Genomic DNA, 19,524 nt, shown 5'->3' with positions numbered 1-19,524 from the left:
ACAAGGGTCAGGGGGGTGACAAGGGTCAGGGGGGTCCTAGGGTCAAGGGGGGTCACTAGGGTCAAGGGGGTCACTAGGGTCACATGGGTCAAGGGGGGTCCGAGGGATTGAGGAAATCACTGTTTTTCGAAAGATTGATGTGTGAAGTGTTTTATTTTGTAGGGTTGCGGTGAATGTTGTTTTGTTCGTTTGTAGCACTTGTAGTCCAATTTCAGGCGACGATGACGAAACAACCGGGGGTGTCTGGATTTTTGTTTGTTCAGGTGAGCGGGCCTATTGCTGTGGAATGAGGCCAACGCTCTTGATCATCAGCACATTGAGGGTTGGATGCCACTCCCGATAAATGTTGCACCTCTCTGGCACTGGTTCAAGATTTTCAGGTTCAACCGGTTCATTGCAGCCTGTTTACTGGGGAACGCTCCTTTGGTCTTGGTGAACTTCCTGAGCGAGAAATTGAGCGATTCTATGGCATTGGTGGTGTGAATGGCCCGCCGGATGGCTGGCGGGTAGCTGAACATGAGGATCACCTTCTGCCAGTTGCGCTCCGAACTGGCCACAATTGCTGGATACTGCTGGCCAGAGCCAGCGTTGAATTCGTTCAGTGAGAGTTTCCTGGTAGATTCTGTGGGGGCGGTGTAAATGGCTTTCAGAGCAGCAGCCACCTGTTTCCTCTCCTTCCAGGGGGGGTGTCTGGATTTTTGTGTATTGAGGTGAGCGGGCTCATCGTTGTGGAATGCGACCTTCGAATTTGATCATCAGCACATTAAGGGTCTGACGCCACTCCAGGTAAATGATCCCCCACTTCTCGGTCTGCTTCAAGATCCCCAGGTACAGCAGCTTCATGGCCGCCTCCTCACTCGGAAAAGCACCTTTGGTTTTGGTAACCTTCCTGAGGGAGAAATTCAGCGATTCTATGGCATTGGTGGTGTAAATCACCCGCCGCAGGGCTGGAGGATAGCCAAACATCGGGACGACCCGCTGCCAGTTGCGCTCCCAGCTGGCCACAATCGCTGGATACTGCTGGCCAAAGTTAACTTTGAATTCGTCCAGCGCGAGTTTACCAGCAGACTCAGTGGGGGCAGTGTAAATGGCCTTCAGAGCAGCGGCAACCTGCTTTCTTTCTTTCCAGGAGACAAAATTAAAGCAGTACCGTACCAGATGAATCACACAAAGCTGTACTTCCGTCTGGGGAAAGACCGCCTCGATGGCTTCATGAAAGCCTTTGGGGCCATCGACACAGGCGATCAGGATGTCCTCCACACCGCGGTTCTGCAGCTCCGTTATTACCGATAGCCAGAACTTGCTTCCTTCACTTTCTACTGACCACATGCCCAGCACATCCTTTTCTCCGTCTAGATTGACCCTGATGGCCAATTACACCGGCCTGGTGACCACCTGATGGTCAACACGTATTTTCATGAGGTAAACCACGGCGTAGATCGACTCCAGAGACCGGCTCTGCCGGGCTTTCCGTTCAGCACTCACCTCGTTCGTGACCTCACTGATCATGCTTGCTGGAATGTCAACCTGCACAGGTCTTTGAGCTGCGACTGGATGTCTCTGGTGCTGATTCCTCTGGCATTGTGGCTGATGATCCTTTCGTCCAACTCAGGCTGCCTTTGAATGTGCTTGAGGCCGATTACCGGTTCAAAGCTTCCCTAACAGTCTCTGGAGATGTCCAGAGGAATTGCACTGTATTCTGAGAACAGGGTTTTCTTGCTTTTGCAGTTCCGCGTGTTTTTGATTCCTTCAGCACGGGGTGATTCCTGCTGGAGGTGGTGTGTGAGCCAGCATTCAATGCGCGTTCCAGCACCCGTTTGGACAGCTGTTTCAGCAAGCCACCTTCACCCAGGACTTGCTCTGGGGTGGAATATTACTGCAGGAGCTGCTCAATCAGGTCATCGGTGGGGCTGGTCTTGGGTTTGCGTGGCATGTTTGACTCCTATTTTCCGTCAAACACAAATCCGTACAGGCTCGGACACTTGGGTTGTTCAAGCTGAAATGCATTTTCACGAATCATTGCCTTCCCTATAAAGGGGCTCATCTCCTCAGGCCCCCCCCTCAAAAGGAAAAACACCTCGTGCCGTGGTGGGCCTGAAGCAAAACCAAATTCAGATCAACAGCCTCCTGAGAACGCGCAATGCTTGAAACGCGTGCTATAACACAACCTACACTCCAAAGTCAGGCACCTGCCCTCAGAGTGCCCAGCAAGAAGTGCTCTTCAAGAACACTCTGTCAAGCAAGGCAGCAGCCAGAAACGAGCAATGAGATGACCTCTTTGAATAAAGAACTTGTGCAACTAAACGGCTATTCCGTGCGCGTCGACCTCCCCGATGGACTCACTGAAATGGAATACATCCACCTCGTTCACCACACCCACCACATGGTCCTGAAGACAGCCATGCTGGATGTTGTCTCCCTGTGGATCTGTTGGGAAAACGATCTGGACATGCAAGTGATTCCGGTTCTGCAAGACCTGCCTCCCGAAATGACCTGGGACCTGACCTCCAAATACCTTGGGCTCCGGTGGCACATGCACCTGCTTCTTTGCTTCCTGCCTTTTGACCAGGCAGACCAAAAACACCTCCTTTTCGCGTGTCAGAAAAGGATAGAAGTGGATTGCAACGGAAAAATCACTTACATTGGGGAGAGGGGCCCATGTTTCATCTGATCCTCCATGCCTGGTTCGAAAGCCATACACACAGACAGATCTCACTGGCATCCCCTGATCGGCTTTTTCAGCTTGGGACCATCACATTCTCAACCTCAATCAGGGGATCGCACCATGAACCGCGACGGTATAACCTTCCAGTCCTGGTGGCAAGAATACCAGGCTCTCATGGTGCATGGCATCCCAGTGCGTGTTGAGCAGAAGATGGACTGTCTCCCAGCCTTTGATGAGGCAGTGGTGTTCTGTCCTAAGGCCCGATACAACCGCAGGTTGGCGTTGCGCATCTTGCCCTGCTGCAGGTCCTGTTTGGGTACCACCAACTCACCCAGTGGTACCTTCAGGCCCCTAGAGGATTGCTCAACCACCACACTCCGATTGAGCTTTTGCAGGAAAAAACCAAGGTTCCAGAGTCAGAATGAAAGTTTGTGCGGTCCTGCCGGCCCTGGTGCACGGCACTTAACTGTGACTACAGGCAGTGCTAAGCCGTTTCCCTTCGTCGTCCCCTCAACAGAAAGTGAACCCCAATGCCTGCCACCACAAAAGATCTGATGAAACTCCTCTACCACGCTGTGCGTGTCCAACTGCCCACCGACATCAGTGAAGAAAAGTACCTTGCACTGGTCCACAAAGTGTACCAGGAGGTCGATCAAAAGACGAATGTGGACGTCATTCCTCTATGGGTGGCAAGGAATGCCAGGGGTGTCTACCTGGTCACCTCCATCCTTGGGGACATGCCTTCGGACATGGAAAAAGACATGGTGCGGCGCTTTCTGGCCCTCACCTGGCATTGCCACCTGCTGCTTTGTTACCTGCCTTATGAACACCGTTTTCGGAAGGAATGGCTCTCTCCCTGCCAGCACTGGTTGGAGATTGACCACAGTGGTGACATCACCCATGTGGGCGGCATTGAATGACCCCAGAATTTCAAAGGAAACTCGACCGTCTGGACCACCTGTCCCGTCATGCCGCCAGAACTTTTCATCCACCTGGCACCACCGCTGGCCTCAATGCATTTTGCTTCCCAGGTCTGGTGGTTGCCCTGCAGTCCGGATCGGACATCAGTGAAACCGAGTACAAGAAATTCGCAGAGGACTGGCAAGAACATCTGGAGCACTGCAAACACATTGTGGAACGCATCCAACTGGCGAGAGGGCTGAATGGGCAACCTGGGGATTTGCCTCGGCAAGAGTGGTTGAACCTCCAGCAGGACCCCTGGATCGGCAAAGTGTACCTGGTGTGCTCGGCCCATGGAGAAACCCTGCCAGACACAGTACACCGGCTGGCTCTTCATCGGTGCACTGTGACCAGGAACTTGCTCGAAACCATGCGCAGTGAAAAAAGGCGACAGCAACAATATCTGGACGAAGAGACTGAGCAACTGTCCCAGCAATTCAATGCCCTTCATCCTGAAATTTCACCCTGATCAGGCTGAGTTGGGAGGCGGGCCAGAACCGCTCTGGCCCGGTTTTCCACCTCCTGGAGTTGTTGATTGTTCAGCTCCCAGAAGCGCTTCTTTCGGGTTTTGGAGAGTTTTCCTCCTCCCTGGATGAGCATGCTGGCCAGCATTCTGAGCCTGCGTTGTGGCCAGGTGAGCACCTCCCCAAGCAGCAAGGTGAGCTCATAGATGGGAACGAACTCCGCCCATAATTCTGGCAGGTCCACCTTGATGGCCTCCTCGACCACCTCCATGAAAAAGGCCACCTGCACCGTGAGGTCCATGTCCTGGTGCAGGTGAAGTGTGTCCCCCAGCACCTCAAGGTGACCTGTCGCGGAAAACCGGAACGGGGTGTGGTCCATGACCTCTCTGGAATGTTGATCCAGCACCTGCTGGTACAGGTCTTTCCATCTGAGGATCACCCTGGAGATCGGAAGGGGCACCGAGGGCTGCAGACTGTGCATCAAGTGGTGTAACATCATGAGCCGGTGCAATCGACCATTACCATCCAGGAAAGGATGAATGAACACCAGGCTGAACCCCAGAACCCCAGCAGCCATAACAGGGTGGAGGTGCTGTTCACGTAGGTGGTGGTGAAGCTCAAACCAGCCTCGCATCAGCGGGCGCACATCGTCCGGTTTCGGGCAGACAAAGTGCACCACTTCCTCCCCAGAAGCCAGGGTTTCCCCCACGTAATTCTGGGTGGTTCGGAAGGCTGACTCCCATCCCAATCCCGGCAGGATTCGGTGATGCCACCCCACCAGGGCCTTTTGAATGTCCCACCCACGTTCAGCTTGAAGCAGGTCAGCGATCAAACTGGGGATCTCATGTCCTCTGGGAAGTTCACCTTCCAGACGGTAGGAGTGAAGAAGTTCCACTTCCAACATGTGCTCCTGAAAAGCCTGGGATGTGGCCCGTGGAACGTAAAGGCTCCAATTTTGCAGGTGCTCCCACACCCCATCAAGCTGTCCGAGGTGCAGAAGTTGAGATGTCTGAAGCCTGCAGATCAGTGAACCAGCACCGATTTCCAGCAGCGCTGTTTCCGATGCTGTCTGGGATTTGGGTTGAAGGTCGAAGGATGGCGTTATGAAGGCTGCATGTTCAAGGCAGTTCCAGCGCTCAAAACACCAGCAGGATACCCATGGTCGTTTCAAGTGTGATGGGCTTTTTGAGACTTGCAACTCAGGGGTTACTTTGTGGGGGTATCGTCTGGTAAACAGTCTAACCTTTTTCGGCCACTGGACTTTGGTGAATGCCTGCAGGGGTCTCATCGGATTCCCGGCTTGCAGTTCTGGGGGTTGGCTTGCAAGTTGCTGATCCAGAAGATTTGACGGTATGGCATCAGAGGGTGAGGAATCTGACCCCTGTCAAAGGGATCAAGTTGGGACGTACTGGTCCTGTTGCATGAACAGAGGTTTAAACCCTTAAAGGCTCTGGGCGATCGGATCCGCATCCCTCAGGGTAGTTTGCGCCTTTACACGCAAAACAAGTTTTTCAAGTTTGAACACTTGTTTTTTTTCTTTTGTGGGGTCGGCCTGGTTTATTGAAGTTTTTTTCGATGTTCTGGAGTTCCAACTGTGTGGGTTCCCGAACCAGGTGGCAAAGCTCCACCTTCAGAATTCTGGCCAGGCGATACAACAGCCCGATGGAAGGATCGGTGATGCGTTTGGCTGAGGAGCGTTCCAGGCGTTGATAGTGGCGCAAGGTCAGATGCAGTTCGTCTGCCACTTGTTGCTGGGTGAGAGATGTGGCCCTCCGTGCTTCACGGATCCGCTGGTGAAGCACCGTCAAGAAGAGTTCATCAAACACCCATGCATCATTCAACAGGATGCAGAAAACAAAAACGTCCTTAAAGGATGCATTATGCTACAATACCTGCGGCTCGAGAAAGGAGGACTGATGAACGTGCCAGACGATCTTCCCTGAAGAACCCTCCATCCCATGATTAGCAGCACTGGACAATATTCTCCACAAGAACCACAGACACAGAAAGGAACACCTTGAGAGTCAAAGACCTCGTTGAAGCCTCAGGCTTCACCCGGCATGCCATCCGGCACTTCACCAAACTCAAATTGCTCAACGTTGAAAGGATCGGGGACCCCATCCAACAGCATTACCCTCCTGAATCGCTGGTGGTTTTGTACACCATCAAGGAACTCAAAGCCGCCAGATTCAAGTTGCAGGACATCAAAAAGTACCTCCAAGCCAGCACCACAGACAAACTGACCTTGCTCAAACAACAGGATCTAAGGCTCTACAGGGGCATCAAAGACATCCGTGCTGCACAGCGCAAAGTCGCTTCTCTGATCGAGCAGCTCGAAAGAACCCAACCCTAACAAGCCCTCCAAGCATCGGGGGAAATCGCCACCCCGATCTGCCTTGGAAAGCCAAGATCCACCTGCCTCAGTCATTTTCTGTGATTTTCTACGCCCACCCAATGAAAAAGCACCTGGTCCAGAGTGAACCAGATGCACAAAAATGACCTTTTATTGCCTCTTCAAATCCACACTCAATTCACCTTTTCCGACTTCCGGCACCACAGGTTTCCCGTGCCAGTCCTGGTAGCCTTCGAGTTTCAAGGTGACGTCCTCCCGCCCCGGGGTGAGGTTCCTGACGACACAAGGCGTGGCCTCACACACCAGAGCTTCCCCGATGTACACCTGCGCCCCTCTGGGTTTGCTGGTGATTTTGAGTCCAGGCAACTCGGTGAGTTTCACATTCAGCTCTGTGGTGGCATTCCCATTCACCTGCACTTTTGCAGTCACTGGAAGGTGATCCTCGAGGGTCACGGTGTACTCCACCTCACCGGCATTCACACTGGATTTGAGGGGGCTCTTGCCTTTTTCTTCTCCATTGATCGACACCAGTGCACCTCTGGGAACGGTGGTGATCATCAGGCTGCCTTTGAGGGGTTTGAGGTCCGCACTCAGAACCCGGCTCTGGCCTGCTTTGAAGGTGAAGGTGCCAGTGAAGTCCTGCATGTTGGCACTGGTGAAACGCAGGTTCACAGGAACGTCTGAGAACACCGGGTAACCGCCATCTGCCTCAGCAGGGCGGTACGTGCCGTTCACAAACACGCTGGCATCCTTCACATTCAGATCTGGCATGAAACGGCTGTCCCACACACCCCAGCTGGAGGTGTCATAGATGTTCAGCTCATGACTGGCAGGAGCGAGGGCCAGCCAGCGACCATCTGGGGAGAATGCCAGGTTGTTGAGGGCAGAGTCGAAAATGCCGAGCGCTCCCAGTTCTTTGTCTGTGCTGGTGTCCAGGAAGTGAACCCGCCAGGTGTTCATCACCGCCAGCACCTTCCCGGACGGGTGGTACGCAAGTTTCACCGCCAGGGCAGGGTGCACCAGTCTGGGTTGCAGGGTGGAGAGGGGAATGTCCCAGGTGCCCTTCACCGTTCCCACACTGAGGTGCAAACCATCCGGACTGAATGTCAGAGAGCTCACATCTGCTGGGATCTGGGTGAAAAGCTGTCCCTTTGAACCGTCCAGCAAGGGCTGCAACCACACCTTGCCCTCCGAATTCAGGTAGGCAATGTGCCCGCCATCCGGACTGACCGCCCACACCGCAGTGGTGGAATGGCTTTTCTGGGCGAGGACGGTGTCCTGCTGGGTCTTCCGGTCCGTGAGGTGAGCAGCCCTATCATAGAAGCTGAGCAGGTAGCGGTTGTCCGGGGTGTATTGTGCCCCTTTGGTGCTGCAGCAGGTGTTGAGCAGCAAGTCCTTGCTGGTGTCCAGATCCAAACGGTGAAGTTCACCTGTTTTCTGCAACACCAGCAAAGCACGGCCATCGGGTTGAAAACCCACGTGACCCACGGAACTGTTCAGGTTGAGAACTGGGCTGGGTTTGTCCTGCAAATCCCACAGGTAAGCCGACTTGCCCCCCAGGGCAAGGGTGCGCCCATCCGGACTGAAGGTGAGCGTCTGGATGAAGTCGCTGGGGAAGGTCACCTGGGTGCTGAGGGGTGGGGTCTGGGCGTGGGCAACGGTCGAAATGAGGGTGAGGGCCAGCAATTTTGAAACAGTTCGCATGCATTTCTCCTTTGTGAATCGTTCACACTTCATTAATAATACGACATTTAATTTCGTATTATTATACGGATGACTCGGAGGACACAACGAATCAGGACACTCCATTTTCCCTGCCCAGCACCAAAACACCTTGAATGGCCTCATGACCCTGCGTCCTTCAGAAGACTCTGAACTCCCACAAAACCCAAGAAGACCAGACCACCCATAAGGTCCACAAAGGTGCACCCTGACCCCAAATCCTGAAACACCCGGCATCAAAGAGGTGACCTGATGACCAGACACAAATCCCTGGCCCTCCTCCCGCACCTGCACCCGCTTCCAGCAAACCCAAATGTGCGCCTGAGGGCACCCGCTCCTTTTGATTTGCACGCTGAACTGGCCAGGTTGTCAGCCTTGCCCCGGGAGAATCCCGATTTTGAACCGATGTCCCCTGAAGAGCGAGCAGAAGTCCACAAGCGCATCCGGGCTGCCGTGAGTTTCCTGAAATGACCTCTCCATGCGAAAGGCTGGGTCCATACAATCAACAGCAAACAGGAGCGGTTTGACACAGAAGCTGTTCTGGAGCTTGACACTGAAGTCTGGACAGATGACCAGCAACACCAGCCATGGTCAGCAGAACAGCGTCTACCACAGCAACCTCAGTGTTTTTGTTTCCATCGCTGCTCTCTGTCCAATCAATGACCCACTGGGAGGGTCTTCTCATTTCACGAATGAATGAGGTCTATGCCATGAACACCACTCAAATCACAGCTTCCATGCTGCTGTTTCCCTTGTTGCTGACCTGTTGTCAAACCACGGGTCGAAGCACCCCCAATCCTGCACCCATCGAAGAATTCCCGGTGATTGATGTGCAAAACCCCAAAGAGAACTTCCTGGGCCTGGACAACATCACCCTCAAAAGCAAAATTGACCCCCAGTACCACCAGAATGGTATTGAAGTCCGTCAGTACTGGTACATGGCTCCACTTGGGGATTTTGCAGACAAAACCAAAGTGAACACCGACGGTACCTTCACCCTCACCATCCTGGCCAACAAAATCAACGCTGACACCAACCAGGCATACGGCTTCAAAGCCTACTATGGCAGCCCGGAAGACATTCCAGTGCACATTTTGCAGTACGACACCAACGTTGCGCACCTGAACCTCGTGCAAGGTGAAGTGCACCGAAAAGCAGGCACCATCAAGTACAACGAGGTGGTGTATGCCACCCAGGACATCACCTACGTCAAAATCGTGAACACCTACCCAGCATTCCCCAATGGTTTCACCTTCAGTGTGAACCTTAAAAAAGGATTCAACATGGTGTACTACCAGGAAAGCATGGGCAAGAAAGGCCTGCTGACCACCAGTGTGCATTACAACCCTGGGCAATTCACCAGTTTCTACAACAACTGACCCACTTCCAGGGGGTTGAAGGGTGAACTGGGGTGTCCTCCGGGCTGCGTGTGCCTGACTCCGGCAGAGGAGAAGTCCTTCCCATTTCAATGATCGGTCTGGGTCCAGTGCTTCCAAGACTTCCTGTCGTTATTCCAGCTGAACCTTTTCCTCAAGAAAGTTGGAGATGGGTGTGGTCCAGTCACAAATCTCATTGTTGTTCCGATAGCATCTTCCAGACGCAGGCCTACAAAAGGTCAAACCTTCGGTCCTTCTTCCACTTCCAGGTACCTGCGCACCTGTGAGCTGAAGCGCGGGTTTCGGCCCGACTGCTGGTCTTTGTAGTCCCCGGATTCCGAGACAATCAGGTACGGGTGTTTGATGTCAGCCAGCACATTGATGACCTCTTCCAGAGGGATGCCTGCGTGCAGTTGCATCACCGCTTCATGCATCAGCCGCATCGCCTCCATGTACCTTTCCACCTGCGCGGGGGTGCCGTGAACCCGGACCTTGACCATGGGGTGACCTCCTCTTCTGAATAATAAGGCAAAGGTTTTTATCTGTCCAGATCGATGAAAATCCGTTCTAAGCAATCGCATGTAATGACATAATATGTCATTACATGCGATAATTATGTATGGCCCATCCCCTGCAAGCCCTGTTTGATTTGCAAGAAGCCCTGAGGAGAAAAGCGGTTTGGCGGCATGACCTGGATCACCACGACCCTGAGGACTTCCGGTTGCCTTACCCTCGTTTTGTGGCTGTGGTCTCAGACGAGGTGCTGTTCCACCAGTACCTGCAGGAATCCATCGAGCTGGCTGCAGAATACGAGGAGCGTCAAATCACCACCCGGTGGTTCCCCACGTTCTTCAATGAAACCTGGGAGAACGCCACCGTGCGGGTCATGGAAGCCTACAAACCCCGGGTGCTGCATGGGGAAGGCACGCTGCCTCTGATGCCGGTGGATGAAGGAAAAAAAGACACTTACACCGAGTCCCGCCTGAACGAACTGCAGGAGCTGGACTGCCCTTATTTGACTTTGAGGCTTGCTGGGAAAGTCTCAGACGGCAAATACTTTCCTGAGCTGGTTTACCATGCCAGAAAGCCCGTGACAGTTCGGGTGTCCACCGGGAGGAAGTTCAGGTTGTACGCCCGGATTGTGGGGGGAGGCAATCGCAACGGGGTGAAAGTGGGAGCGGTGGTGGTGAGGGGTCTTGAAGGCAAAGTGTTCGAGCACCTCCCCAGAGCCACCCGAAAGGACACCAAACCGCTGCTGATCAAGATTCTGAGGTACAGTTTTCATGGATCTGCCATGTAATGACATAATATGTCATTACATGGCTTGGTTTTCATCATCGATGGGCATTCACCTGTCACCCTGAAAAATTCTGATGTTGTTGAAGCAACAGCCCCTTCCTGACTACAGTCTGTTGCAGGTGCCGACTGCAGGCTGATGACACCCGACTTTCATCAGCCTGCACCCGCCTCTGGATCCTGCCCCTTTTGGCCTGTCTGTTCCACAAGAAGACAAAGCGGTTTGAACAGAATGCCCAGTTCTTCTCCCCAGTGGTTGATGGAGGTGATCCTGCTGGGCACCCCTTCGATGATCACGGGTTCCTGAATTTCGAGTGCATCTCGCAGCATGTCCCTTTCCCGCTGACTGGCCTGCACGAAAAGGTGACCTTGGGTTCTGAGCACTGGCAGGATGAGGGTATCGCCAAAAATGTGGATTTGCAAGTGTAACACTTCAGCAGTATGAGGGGAGGGTGCTCAGGGTGACCAGAGGAGGATCCCTTAGGGGTGCGGGGCATCTGTTACCTTTGCCACATGGTTTGGTTGCATCTCTCTTCTGAAGGGTTTGATGGCACAGACTTTGATTCAATGAATTAATCCCTACATAAAATCCAGAAAACAAAAATGAGAAAAAAGTGTGGGCCTAAAACCGTCCACAATGCCCCTCCATTTCAACTCAGGTCATTCTGATCCTGACCCCGAAACCTTTCCTTTCTCGAGGCTCTCAGCGCATAAAACCCGTATGTCCTACGATAACAAAGGTTATCGTAGGAAACCATAATTGAGGCTTTCCAGGTTTCTTAGCACAAAGACACTGCCTCATAAAGCCATCCACCTGACCTGGTGATGGTGAGTTCGCAGATCAGAAGTGGATGTTCCACTCAAGACGACTGTTTCAGTGAGGTTGTATCCACCAAACAACTTCACAATTTTATCCCTCACGTCCTCTGCAGCCCTGCTTACAAGTGTTGAAACCACATCCTACTGGTGGTTTCGCCCGTTTTCTGAACATCCAGTCGATGTGCACGCCAGTTGAGTTTGACATCATCAATGTGGGTGATCATGATGATGTGTTCAAAGACTCCACGCCGCAGCACGTCTTCCAGGATGTCTTGCACCTGCTCGCGTTTCCCATCATCCAGACTGGAGAGCACCTCATCCAACACCAGAAAACGCACCCGACCTTCTGTCGCAATGCTCTGGGCACGTTCGGCCAACGCCAGCCGCAAGCACAGCCCCACCAGGGCTTTTTCTCCACCCGACAAACGCTGCACTTTTCGGCTGACACCTGCTGGGTCCTGGTACTTCAGGTTGCCCTGGTCATCCATCTCAAGGCGAGAGAGAGTGGAATCCAGCACGGGAAGCAACAATTCTGTGGCACGCTTCAGGACCTGATGGGTATTGGCCTGAAAGAAATGGCTGTGGAATCCTTTGAGGTGCTCCAGCAGCTGCTCTTCCCTTTGAAACAGCACCAGACTCTGCTGCACCCGGAAACTCGTATCTTCAAGTTGTTGCTGAAGACCAAGAGCATCTTGAACCTGACGGAGGGTATCCTTCAGAGTGGTTTCCTTCTGTTGTTGCTTACGGACCAGATCGGTGCGTTCATGCTTGAGTTGCGCCACCAGGGCGACACTGGCCTGAAATTTTTCAGGGTCGTGTCCCAGTTCTCGTTCAGCAGCTTTCAGAGCAGCCATGTTCTGCTGAAATGAAGCCATCTGTGCTTTCTTCTCAGCGATGTAGACGACCAGTTGCTGCCTTTTCATAAACCGCATCACCTGGGGCTGCAAGTCCAAAATCTGCTGCTCCACAACCTTCAGCTTTTCTTGCAAGTGAATTTCCTGCTGCGGATCAAACACCTCTGATCCCAATGCTGCCCTGGCACCCTCCCACACCTGATGGGCCTGTTCAGCTTCATCTATGACCACTTGTCGTTCTTTAATGCGGCTGTTCAGGACTGCAAGCTCTTCCCTCAATTGCTGAACCTCAAGGCCCATTTCGGTCACCTTTTGATGCCTGTTTGCCCGGTCCAGTTCAATGGCCTGGAGCTGCACGATCACCTCCTGTGATTGCTGAGGATACACTTGCTGCAACCAGAATCTGAGGTGATCTTCTCGAAGGAGGCGCTGGTGATCATGCAATGCCTGACCGCAAGTGGGACACATCACATCCTGTTGGGCAGTCAGTACACTGAGCGCTTGTTGATGTTCTTTAAATTGCAAACCCAGCTGCACCTTCTCTTGTTGCAGAAGTTCAAAGTTCTCAACATGGGGGTCTAAAGCCACCGTTTGTTGTGCCGACAACAGTCGATCAATGTTGGCTTGCACGCTGGTGATGTGCCCTTCGAGATTCAAGAAAGATTGCAGTTTCTGCTGACACTTCAGGTGGGCCAAGTGGGCCTGCTCCACCAGTTCATGGGCTTCTTTCACTTCCCGACAGCTCTGCCACTGCCATTTGAGGTCTTCTTGCTGGGCAAGCAACTGCTGGTGTTGCTGAGCGGCCTCCTGGTGACTGTCTGCATCAGTTAACTCCTGTTCCAGACGCTGCAGGTCCTGCCCTGCACCTTTTAACATGCCCTCAGCGCTGTTTTGCTGGCGTTGCAATTCCAGCAGGGTCCTCTCTTTTTGTTTCCAGGACTCCACTTTGTTTTCGAGGATCAGAATCTGTTGCTCTTGGTCTTCCATCAATCGTTGGTGGGAAACCAGAAGCTGGCGTGCTGCGTTCTCCTGTTCCTGCAACAAAATAGTGACCTCATGATGAACCACTTGCGCGTTTCCCAAAGCGGTCAACAGGAGGCTCAGGGGTTCTCCTCGGGTGTGCTTTGCCTGGGCACGAGAAGTCCTGCTGAGAAGCACCTGGCGTTTAGGGTCCTGCGAAACACGGTCAGCCACACTACAAGCCACTGCCAGATCCTGCATCAGGGTGTTGAGGTGCGCCTGGTGGTTTTTAGCCTGCACCTCAACAGCGGTGGTGATGACGTCCAGTTGCAGCACTTCTTCAAACAGCCTTCTGAGTTCTGCTCTGGATTCGGTGACCAGGGCGTGGGTTTCGCCCTGCATTGCAAAGTAAACCCGTTCGAAAGCCTTGCTGCCCAGCCCACCCAGAAAAGCTCGGGTGTATTTTGTGGCGGCTTCCTTGCTGTTCGGTCCAAAATCAATGATGGTGTTGCCGTTGACACGAATGCGATGCTGGGTGTTCTGGGTGGACGCTTCCAGCACAACACCCTGGCTTTCCAGGGCAAAACCCACCCGCACCGTCTGGTTGCCTGTGCCATCTGACCGCACATCTGTGAGGGGATAAGGGCCGAACAGGGCCTGCAACATTGCCTGGGTGAGGGTGGATTTCCCGGCCCCATTCTCTCCCGTGACCAGGGTGAGTCCTTTGGGGAACACCACTTCCGTCGCTTCACGGTATCGCTTGAAATTTTCCAGGGTCAATTTCAGTATGCTCACGGGTGTTCCTCGGCACTCTGGGCAAGGCGTGTCCGGGCTTCCGTCAGGACCTCCAGGCCTGCTTGTAAAAGCCAGCTTTGATCAGGAGCATGGCGTTGCAGGTAGGCCTGCCATTGTTCTGGCAACGTTTCTGCCTGGGCCGCCTGTTCACTCTGTTCAACGGTGTCATGAAGCAAATGCCATTTGAGTTCCACTCGGTGGATGCGCTGCCGGATGGGGTTGAGGTTCCGGGCATTGAGTTCTGCTTTCAGGGTCTGGGTGGCCCCCATGACGTGCACTTGCAGCAAGCCCTGTGCTGGAAGGTCCTGGGTGAGCACATCCAGTCGTGCATGCAGGTCTTCTGCCGTCATTTCACTGGCTTCCACCTGGGCATGATACATGGGCCGGGCATGGGGGTAAGGGAAAGACTGGACTTGCGTTTCGTTCTCAGGCAACAGGGTCACATCCAGCCCACCCCGCACCTGGTAAGGATCTGTTTCCTGGGCTGGATGCCGCATGGCCTCTCCAAAATGCAGCCGTTCCAGACTGCCCGGATAATAGGCAGGAATTCCCGCGACAGGCTGGTGCATGTGACCATGCCAGTCTCCCAAGGCAATGTAATCCCAGGATTGTTCGAGAAGTGAGCGTGGAATGCGTCCATCCTCACCAGGTTCATCTTCTCGACTGGCCACCAGTCCATGGGTGAGCAGCACATTGCAGCGGTCTGGAAAGGGGTGGATTTCACCAACATCAAGATTCTTCAAAGCCCGGCGAGGAATGCAGTGCACCGCAAGGTGTTGCAGGTGAGGGCTCTTCCAGTGGTCTGTGTGAATCACCTGCACCTTTTCACCGTGAACAATGTGTGCGCCAAAAAGGGCGAGGTAAGCCATGGGATGCCCGGCAGAGAGGGCACTGGGCGTGTCGTGGTTCCCGTCCACCACCACCACTTCAATTTCTTGTTGGGTTAAAATGTGAATCAGTCGCCCTGCAGCATGCACTGCTCGTGGCAAGGGGTTGGAGCGGTCAAAGACATCTCCTGCAATTAAAACCACGTTCACAGGAACAGGTTGCTGTACCAGGTTGCTGCACAACCACTCCACTGCATTTTCGAGGTCATGTTGCCTCAGGGGAACCCCGGCATGTGGGCCATCCGGAACCGTAAGGTTTGAGGGGCCTTGAAAGCCCAGGTGCAAATCGGAAAGGTGGATCACGCGGATTGGGTTCACGTTGCCTCAAAGGGTTTGAATTACAGCCGTTGCACCTGGCTGCGGGTGCTGTTCTGTCGGCGGGGTTGTGCCCGTTGTGGAGCAAGAAACACCATCATTCTATAAGAATTGCGGAACATCTGGAGGTTGCACCTGCAAATGCCGCTGGGGGTGTCGAATGTGATGTACTCTGGGATGTTTGCCGTCAAGGCAGACCGTTTGAAGTGCCGGATCAATGGGTGTTCACTTGGCAGCAGGTCTCCGGGCTTCCACCATGGGGTGCACTCTGGAAAGGCCTGGGAGGTGATCACCTGCCGGACAGTGTGAGCAGGGCCACGCACTGTGGAGGTGCGCTCTTCATTCAGCACCACCAGTGCACAAGGTGCTTCATGCGTGTGAACGTAGCGTTGCAGTGAAGCCTGTGCGGATGCTCCAAACCGCTGGGCGAGTTTCAGGGCGCTGCGAATGTCCAGGGGCTCCAGCAGGGCCTGGTTCTGGAAACGGGCACCCTGAAAAAGCAGTTCAGCGGCAAACATGTTGGCTTCAATTTCAAAATTCTCCCTGGTTTCTCCACGCAGAACATCATCCGTTTCGAGGTGTGAAAAAATCTGCCAGGGAAGCACTTTGTGGGCCAATTCATGCAGTTTCACAAACCGTTGCCGTTCGGGAAGGCTGTTCAGGTTCACGAACACCACATCGGTGCCTTCAGGATACATGCCGTGTATCTTGGGGAGCGCCTGAATCAGCACATTGATGTCCAATCCCAGAATGTCCCGTGCTTGTTCCAGGCTTTCCCTGGTGGCAAGAGACTGCACCAGCAGCTTTTCCTGGCGCAACAAGTGGTCCACCGGGGTGGGTTTTCCCTCTGGAAGTTGAAGCTCTTGGAGGTAATCATGTGCCGCTTGGAGGGTGCTGGAGAAATCATCCTCCATTGCGGTCTGGGTTGCGCAGAATATGTTTGAGGTACATCAGAAGGGCTTTTTCTTCTTCCGGCGTGAGTTTTTCTGCAGATAGGGCTGTGCCCACCAGCTGGGGGTGGTCTTCAGGCAAGTCGCTGCGTTTGCGGATGTGGCCGGCTTTCACCATCAGGTCATTGAAATTGATTCTGTACATTTGAGCAAGCTGGTAGAGTTTGTCCGGCGCTGGCCGGTCAATCTTGCCTGTTTCAAGCTGGCTGAGGTAGGCATTGCTGATGCCAGTCTCTTTTTCCACGTCTTTGAGCGTGAAGCCGTGTTGTTTTCGCGTTTTTCTCAGTTCTTCTCCAAGGGTTGGGGGGTCTGGGGTGGGGAGGGTCATGTGGGTCCTTTCTGCGTGGCCGTGGTCTATTGGACTCCATGATACTCCTCCAGAGGCCCTGATCGTTAAACCACTCATGAAAAATCTAAATAGTGTCTAAAAATATGCTACAATTTATTTAAATGGATTTAGATTCCGCTCAGTCTGCTCCAACCCAGTCTCCATCCACCGGTGAAAGGCCATTTCAAATCCTCGCCCTGGATGGAGGAGGCATCAAAGGCCTTTTCACAGCAAGCCTTCTCAAGGCCTTTGAAGATGACCTTGGCTGCACCATCACCGACCACTTCGACCTGATCACCGGCACCAGCACCGGAGGCATCATTGCCCTGGCCCTCGGCCTCGGGAAATCTCCCCAGGACATTGTTGATTTCTACCTTAAAAAAGGCCCCAGCATCTTCCGCAATCCCCTGAAAGGGCTGGTGTTCTTCAAACACCTGGTCAAAAGGAAATTCAATCCCAAGGCCCTGGAAGAAGCCCTGATGGAAGTCTTTGGGGGCCATCTTCTGGGTCACAGCCAAAAACGCCTGGTGATCCCCAGTTACAGCAACGACAGCTGTTTGCCCTGCACGTTCAAAACCCGCCACCACCCCAACTTCACCCGGGATTGGAAGCGCCCCATGGTTGACATTGCCCTAGCGACCTCAGCTGCCCCCACTTACTTCCCGGCCAGCACCCGGATCGACAACATCCGCCATCTCGATGGCGGCCTGTGGGCGAACAACCCCATCCTGGTCGGCTTGACAGAAGCTGTCAGTTACCTGGAAATCCCAGTCTCCCAGATCAAAATTCTCAGCCTAGGCACCACCGGTGCCCTCACCAACCGCTCCCGGCGCATGGACCACGGTGGACTCAGCCAGTGGGCCTGGGACATCACCAACATTCTGATGGACGCCCAGAGCAACGGGGCCACCTTCATTGCCCACAACCTCCTGGGAGACCAGGGCAAACAACCCCAGAGCGAACGCATCTTGCGCATCAACCCCACCGTACCACCCAAACTTTTTGAACTCGACCGGATCGATGAACGGCGCATCCTCAGCCTCGCCAGCGAAACCAGCAAAGCCTACACTCCACGCCTGAAAGAGATGTTTCTCTCCCACCAGGCACCCAGTTTCACCCCTTTGCCCTGAAAGGAACCTCCATGACACTGATTTCTCCCGATGAACGCTTCATGCCCTACGACCCTCACAGCCGCAGCGCCCTGTTGTTCTGGATGGCCGAATCCCTGAACATCTCCCCTTCCCTGGAAAAAGATGCCCGTGACAAATACCACGCTGTGGGCAACTGGCTTGGCGCTCCAGGGTCATCGCTCGAAACCTACGATCTTCACATTTTTGCCCAGGGCTCCTTTGCACTGGGCACAGTGGTCCGACCCTGCACCGAAGGGGGTGAATTCGACATTGATCTGGTCCAAATCGCCAATCTCTTGCCGGTCGCCCTCACCTCAGAGGCTTACCGTCTGCTGGTGGGAGCACGCCTGCGAGAACACGGCACTTACAGCAAAATCCTCAAGGAAAATGACCGTTGCTGGACCCTGAAGTACGCAGGCAATTTCCATCTGGACGTTGTCCCTGCGCGTCCCAACCAGCAAAAGAACCCTCCTCTTCTCAGCGTTCAGATCACCAATCGCAAAACCCAGGGCTGGTCAGAAAGCAACCCCCAGGGCTTCGAAGCCTGGTTCAAACTGCAAAACGCCAAGGTGTTGCAGTGGCTACAAGAACGGGTGGCCAAATCCTTCAGCCTGAGCATTGATGATGTTCCTGAGCACAAGGTGCGCACCCCATTGCAGCAAACCATCCAGTTGCTGAAACGCCACCGGGATTTGTATTTTCAGAATCACCAGGAATCCTGTCCCGCCTCCATCTTGCTCACCACCCTGGCCGCCCAGTGCCACATTGGACACCAGGACCTTGCAGAATGCCTGGAACACATCCTCAACACCATGAACAAAGGCATTCATCAATTCAATGACGTCTGGTATGTCAGAAACCCGTCCATGCCACAAGAAAACCTCGCCAGAAAATGGAATGAAAATCCAGCACACAAAACCAGATATGACCAGTGGCACGCACAGGCTCAAAAGGATTTTCTGTCTTCATATCGGGATCTGCAAGAGTATGCCACCAGCCTGAAAGCCGCCTTGGGAGACAGTGTGGTCCAAAAGTCCCTTCAGCAATATGGCAGGACCGCCTCGCAATCCCGTGCTCAGCAAATCAGCCATGCCTCTTTGCTCACTGGTCTGGCTGTGACGCCATCAGCGGCCAGCATCCTTCTCAAACCTCACACCTTCTATGGCAAAAAGTAAGGTGACCTTCAAACCCAAGCCCCTCCCCCTGGTGGTGCAGGCAATCCTGCTGCGCCGCCATCATCCTTCCATGCAGGTGAAAGTGAAAGGGACCACCTTACAAGCCCACTTTGAAGTCAGGCCTTCTGAGATGGGAGGAACCTACCAGGTGCTCCTGCAGCACCAACAGGGTTCTCCTCCAGAGGTGCATGTCCTCTCCCCCACCTTGCAGCACCGGGATGGAGTTCCCCCACCTCACCTTTATCGGAATGGGGCTCTGTGCCTGTTCTATCCGCCTTCTGGAGAGTGGACCCCACAGCAGGCTCTGGCCACCACCCTCATTCCCTGGACTGTGGATTGGCTGTTCTATTATGAAATCTGGCTGGTAACAGGCACCTGGGAAGGCGGGGGACGACACTGATGGCCTCAGGGCAGCCTGAGCACCCAACCTTGATCGCCTGAATGCAACTTCCTTTGTAGAAGGTTCTGGCATTTT

The 19,524-nt window shown here is 53.8% G+C and carries 19 protein-coding genes and 2 pseudogenes; 10 read left to right on the top strand and 11 right to left on the bottom strand.

Annotation, left to right across the window (positions count from 1 at the left end; translation table 11 throughout):
- Positions 1 to 308: 308 nt before the first annotated feature.
- Positions 309 to 701: pseudogene (locus DC3_RS27985) on the bottom strand (transposase); the annotation flags it as partial.
- 19 nt (positions 702 to 720) lie between these two features.
- Positions 721 to 1,933: pseudogene (locus DC3_RS27980) on the bottom strand (IS256 family transposase).
- A gap of 336 nt (positions 1,934 to 2,269) precedes the next feature.
- On the opposite strand from DC3_RS27980, the gene DC3_RS27975 reads away from it, so the two are divergent.
- The 3 genes from DC3_RS27975 to DC3_RS27965 all read left to right on the top strand — a co-directional run bounded on the left by DC3_RS27975 (position 2,270) and on the right by DC3_RS27965 (position 4,094).
- Entirely contained in the window at positions 2,270 to 2,671 is a 402-nt protein-coding gene (locus DC3_RS27975; RefSeq protein WP_146891829.1) for a hypothetical protein, read from the top strand.
- Between the two features lie 548 nt (positions 2,672 to 3,219).
- Positions 3,220 to 3,585, top strand: a complete 366-nt coding sequence (locus DC3_RS27970) for a hypothetical protein (protein ID WP_146891826.1) — start codon at positions 3,220 to 3,222, stop codon at positions 3,583 to 3,585.
- Positions 3,582 to 4,094: a hypothetical protein gene (locus tag DC3_RS27965; protein ID WP_146891823.1), complete on the top strand. Its 513-nt coding sequence runs from the start codon at positions 3,582 to 3,584 to the stop codon at positions 4,092 to 4,094. Before DC3_RS27970 ends, DC3_RS27965 begins: the two co-directional genes overlap by 4 nt.
- On the opposite strand, the gene DC3_RS27960 is transcribed toward DC3_RS27965, so the two are convergent.
- Positions 4,073 to 4,993, bottom strand: a complete 921-nt coding sequence (locus DC3_RS27960; protein WP_186816322.1) for a Fic family protein — start codon at positions 4,991 to 4,993, stop codon at positions 4,073 to 4,075. The two genes, DC3_RS27965 and DC3_RS27960, sit on opposite strands and share 22 nt — an antisense overlap.
- A 607-nt stretch (positions 4,994 to 5,600) precedes the next feature.
- Positions 5,601 to 5,915 carry a helix-turn-helix domain-containing protein gene (locus tag DC3_RS27955; protein WP_222594847.1) on the bottom strand — a complete coding sequence of 105 codons (315 nt, stop codon included), beginning with the start codon at positions 5,913 to 5,915 and terminating at the stop codon, positions 5,601 to 5,603.
- 191 nt (positions 5,916 to 6,106) lie between these two features.
- Here DC3_RS27955 and DC3_RS27950 point away from each other — a divergent pair, with 191 nt between their 5' ends.
- Positions 6,107 to 6,442 (top strand): MerR family transcriptional regulator, encoded by a 336-nt coding sequence (locus DC3_RS27950; RefSeq protein WP_186816321.1) that lies wholly within the window; start codon positions 6,107 to 6,109, stop codon positions 6,440 to 6,442.
- 150 nt (positions 6,443 to 6,592) lie between these two features.
- Here DC3_RS27950 and DC3_RS27945 read toward each other — a convergent pair whose 3' ends face one another.
- The gene (locus DC3_RS27945; protein WP_186816320.1) at positions 6,593 to 8,146 is read right to left on the bottom strand and encodes a PEGA domain-containing protein; all 1,554 of its coding nucleotides are present in this window, start codon (positions 8,144 to 8,146) and stop codon (positions 6,593 to 6,595) included.
- A 270-nt stretch (positions 8,147 to 8,416) separates the two neighbouring features.
- Here DC3_RS27945 and DC3_RS27940 point away from each other — a divergent pair, with 270 nt between their 5' ends.
- The gene (locus DC3_RS27940; RefSeq protein ID WP_146891810.1) at positions 8,417 to 8,635 is read left to right on the top strand and encodes a hypothetical protein; all 219 of its coding nucleotides are present in this window, start codon (positions 8,417 to 8,419) and stop codon (positions 8,633 to 8,635) included.
- 239 nt (positions 8,636 to 8,874) lie between these two features.
- Positions 8,875 to 9,543 carry a hypothetical protein gene (locus DC3_RS27935; RefSeq protein ID WP_146891807.1) on the top strand — a complete coding sequence of 223 codons (669 nt, stop codon included), beginning with the start codon at positions 8,875 to 8,877 and terminating at the stop codon, positions 9,541 to 9,543.
- 236 nt (positions 9,544 to 9,779) lie between these two features.
- Here the strand turns inward: DC3_RS27935 and DC3_RS27930 are convergent, their stop codons facing one another.
- Positions 9,780 to 10,040, bottom strand: coding sequence for a hypothetical protein (locus tag DC3_RS27930; protein ID WP_146891804.1), 261 nt, complete (start codon positions 10,038 to 10,040; stop codon positions 9,780 to 9,782).
- Between the two features lie 119 nt (positions 10,041 to 10,159).
- On the opposite strand from DC3_RS27930, the gene DC3_RS27925 reads away from it, so the two are divergent.
- On the top strand, positions 10,160 to 10,840 hold the full coding sequence (locus tag DC3_RS27925) for a hypothetical protein (protein ID WP_146891801.1): 681 nt from the start codon (positions 10,160 to 10,162) through the stop codon (positions 10,838 to 10,840).
- 152 nt (positions 10,841 to 10,992) lie between these two features.
- Here DC3_RS27925 and DC3_RS27920 read toward each other — a convergent pair whose 3' ends face one another.
- The 5 genes from DC3_RS27920 to DC3_RS27900 all read right to left on the bottom strand — a co-directional run bounded on the left by DC3_RS27920 (position 10,993) and on the right by DC3_RS27900 (position 16,744).
- Complete coding sequence (locus DC3_RS27920; RefSeq protein ID WP_146891798.1) at positions 10,993 to 11,220, bottom strand: hypothetical protein; 228 nt, start codon at positions 11,218 to 11,220, stop codon at positions 10,993 to 10,995.
- A gap of 554 nt (positions 11,221 to 11,774) precedes the next feature.
- Positions 11,775 to 14,264 carry an AAA family ATPase gene (locus DC3_RS27915; RefSeq protein ID WP_146891795.1) on the bottom strand — a complete coding sequence of 830 codons (2,490 nt, stop codon included), beginning with the start codon at positions 14,262 to 14,264 and terminating at the stop codon, positions 11,775 to 11,777.
- Positions 14,261 to 15,469: a metallophosphoesterase family protein gene (locus DC3_RS27910; protein ID WP_146891792.1), complete on the bottom strand. Its 1,209-nt coding sequence runs from the start codon at positions 15,467 to 15,469 to the stop codon at positions 14,261 to 14,263. The genes DC3_RS27915 and DC3_RS27910 overlap by 4 nt, the downstream gene beginning before the upstream one ends.
- Positions 15,470 to 15,489: 20 nt before the next feature.
- Positions 15,490 to 16,287, bottom strand: coding sequence for an ImmA/IrrE family metallo-endopeptidase (locus DC3_RS27905; protein WP_186816318.1), 798 nt, complete (start codon positions 16,285 to 16,287; stop codon positions 15,490 to 15,492).
- Between the two features lie 82 nt (positions 16,288 to 16,369).
- Entirely contained in the window at positions 16,370 to 16,744 is a 375-nt protein-coding gene (locus DC3_RS27900; RefSeq protein WP_186816317.1) for a helix-turn-helix domain-containing protein, read from the bottom strand.
- 122 nt (positions 16,745 to 16,866) lie between these two features.
- Between DC3_RS27900 and DC3_RS27895 the strand changes: the two genes are divergently transcribed.
- The 3 genes from DC3_RS27895 to DC3_RS27885 are packed head-to-tail and all read left to right on the top strand — an operon-like array spanning position 16,867 to position 19,449.
- On the top strand, positions 16,867 to 17,874 hold the full coding sequence (locus DC3_RS27895) for a CBASS cGAMP-activated phospholipase (protein ID WP_146891783.1): 1,008 nt from the start codon (positions 16,867 to 16,869) through the stop codon (positions 17,872 to 17,874).
- An 11-nt stretch (positions 17,875 to 17,885) separates the two neighbouring features.
- Complete coding sequence (locus DC3_RS27890; RefSeq protein ID WP_146891779.1) at positions 17,886 to 19,049, top strand: nucleotidyltransferase domain-containing protein; 1,164 nt, start codon at positions 17,886 to 17,888, stop codon at positions 19,047 to 19,049.
- Entirely contained in the window at positions 19,036 to 19,449 is a 414-nt protein-coding gene (locus tag DC3_RS27885) for a type II CBASS E2 protein (protein ID WP_146891776.1), read from the top strand. Before DC3_RS27890 ends, DC3_RS27885 begins: the two co-directional genes overlap by 14 nt.
- Positions 19,450 to 19,524 lie beyond the last annotated feature (75 nt).

This window comes from Deinococcus cellulosilyticus NBRC 106333 = KACC 11606 (assembly GCF_007990775.1).
In the GTDB taxonomy this organism is placed as follows: Bacteria; Deinococcota; Deinococci; order Deinococcales; family Deinococcaceae; genus Deinococcus_C; species Deinococcus_C cellulosilyticus.
This window is presented reverse-complemented; position numbering and strand designations above follow the sequence as displayed.

Coding starts and splice junctions, on each gene's coding strand:
- DC3_RS27940 (WP_146891810.1), top strand. CDS start 8,417: ATGACCAGACACAAATCCCTGGCCCTCCTCCCGCACCTGCACCCGCTT.
- DC3_RS27975 (WP_146891829.1), top strand. CDS start 2,270: ATGACCTCTTTGAATAAAGAACTTGTGCAACTAAACGGCTATTCCGTG.
- DC3_RS27960 (WP_186816322.1), bottom strand. CDS start 4,993: ATGTTGGAAGTGGAACTTCTTCACTCCTACCGTCTGGAAGGTGAACTT.
- DC3_RS27895 (WP_146891783.1), top strand. CDS start 16,867: ATGGATTTAGATTCCGCTCAGTCTGCTCCAACCCAGTCTCCATCCACC.
- DC3_RS27970 (WP_146891826.1), top strand. CDS start 3,220: ATGAAACTCCTCTACCACGCTGTGCGTGTCCAACTGCCCACCGACATC.
- DC3_RS27900 (WP_186816317.1), bottom strand. CDS start 16,744: ATGACCCTCCCCACCCCAGACCCCCCAACCCTTGGAGAAGAACTGAGA.
- DC3_RS27945 (WP_186816320.1), bottom strand. CDS start 8,146: ATGCGAACTGTTTCAAAATTGCTGGCCCTCACCCTCATTTCGACCGTT.
- DC3_RS27965 (WP_146891823.1), top strand. CDS start 3,582: ATGACCCCAGAATTTCAAAGGAAACTCGACCGTCTGGACCACCTGTCC.
- DC3_RS27930 (WP_146891804.1), bottom strand. CDS start 10,040: ATGGTCAAGGTCCGGGTTCACGGCACCCCCGCGCAGGTGGAAAGGTAC.
- DC3_RS27890 (WP_146891779.1), top strand. CDS start 17,886: ATGACACTGATTTCTCCCGATGAACGCTTCATGCCCTACGACCCTCAC.
- DC3_RS27935 (WP_146891807.1), top strand. CDS start 8,875: ATGAACACCACTCAAATCACAGCTTCCATGCTGCTGTTTCCCTTGTTG.
- DC3_RS27885 (WP_146891776.1), top strand. CDS start 19,036: ATGGCAAAAAGTAAGGTGACCTTCAAACCCAAGCCCCTCCCCCTGGTG.
- DC3_RS27925 (WP_146891801.1), top strand. CDS start 10,160: ATGGCCCATCCCCTGCAAGCCCTGTTTGATTTGCAAGAAGCCCTGAGG.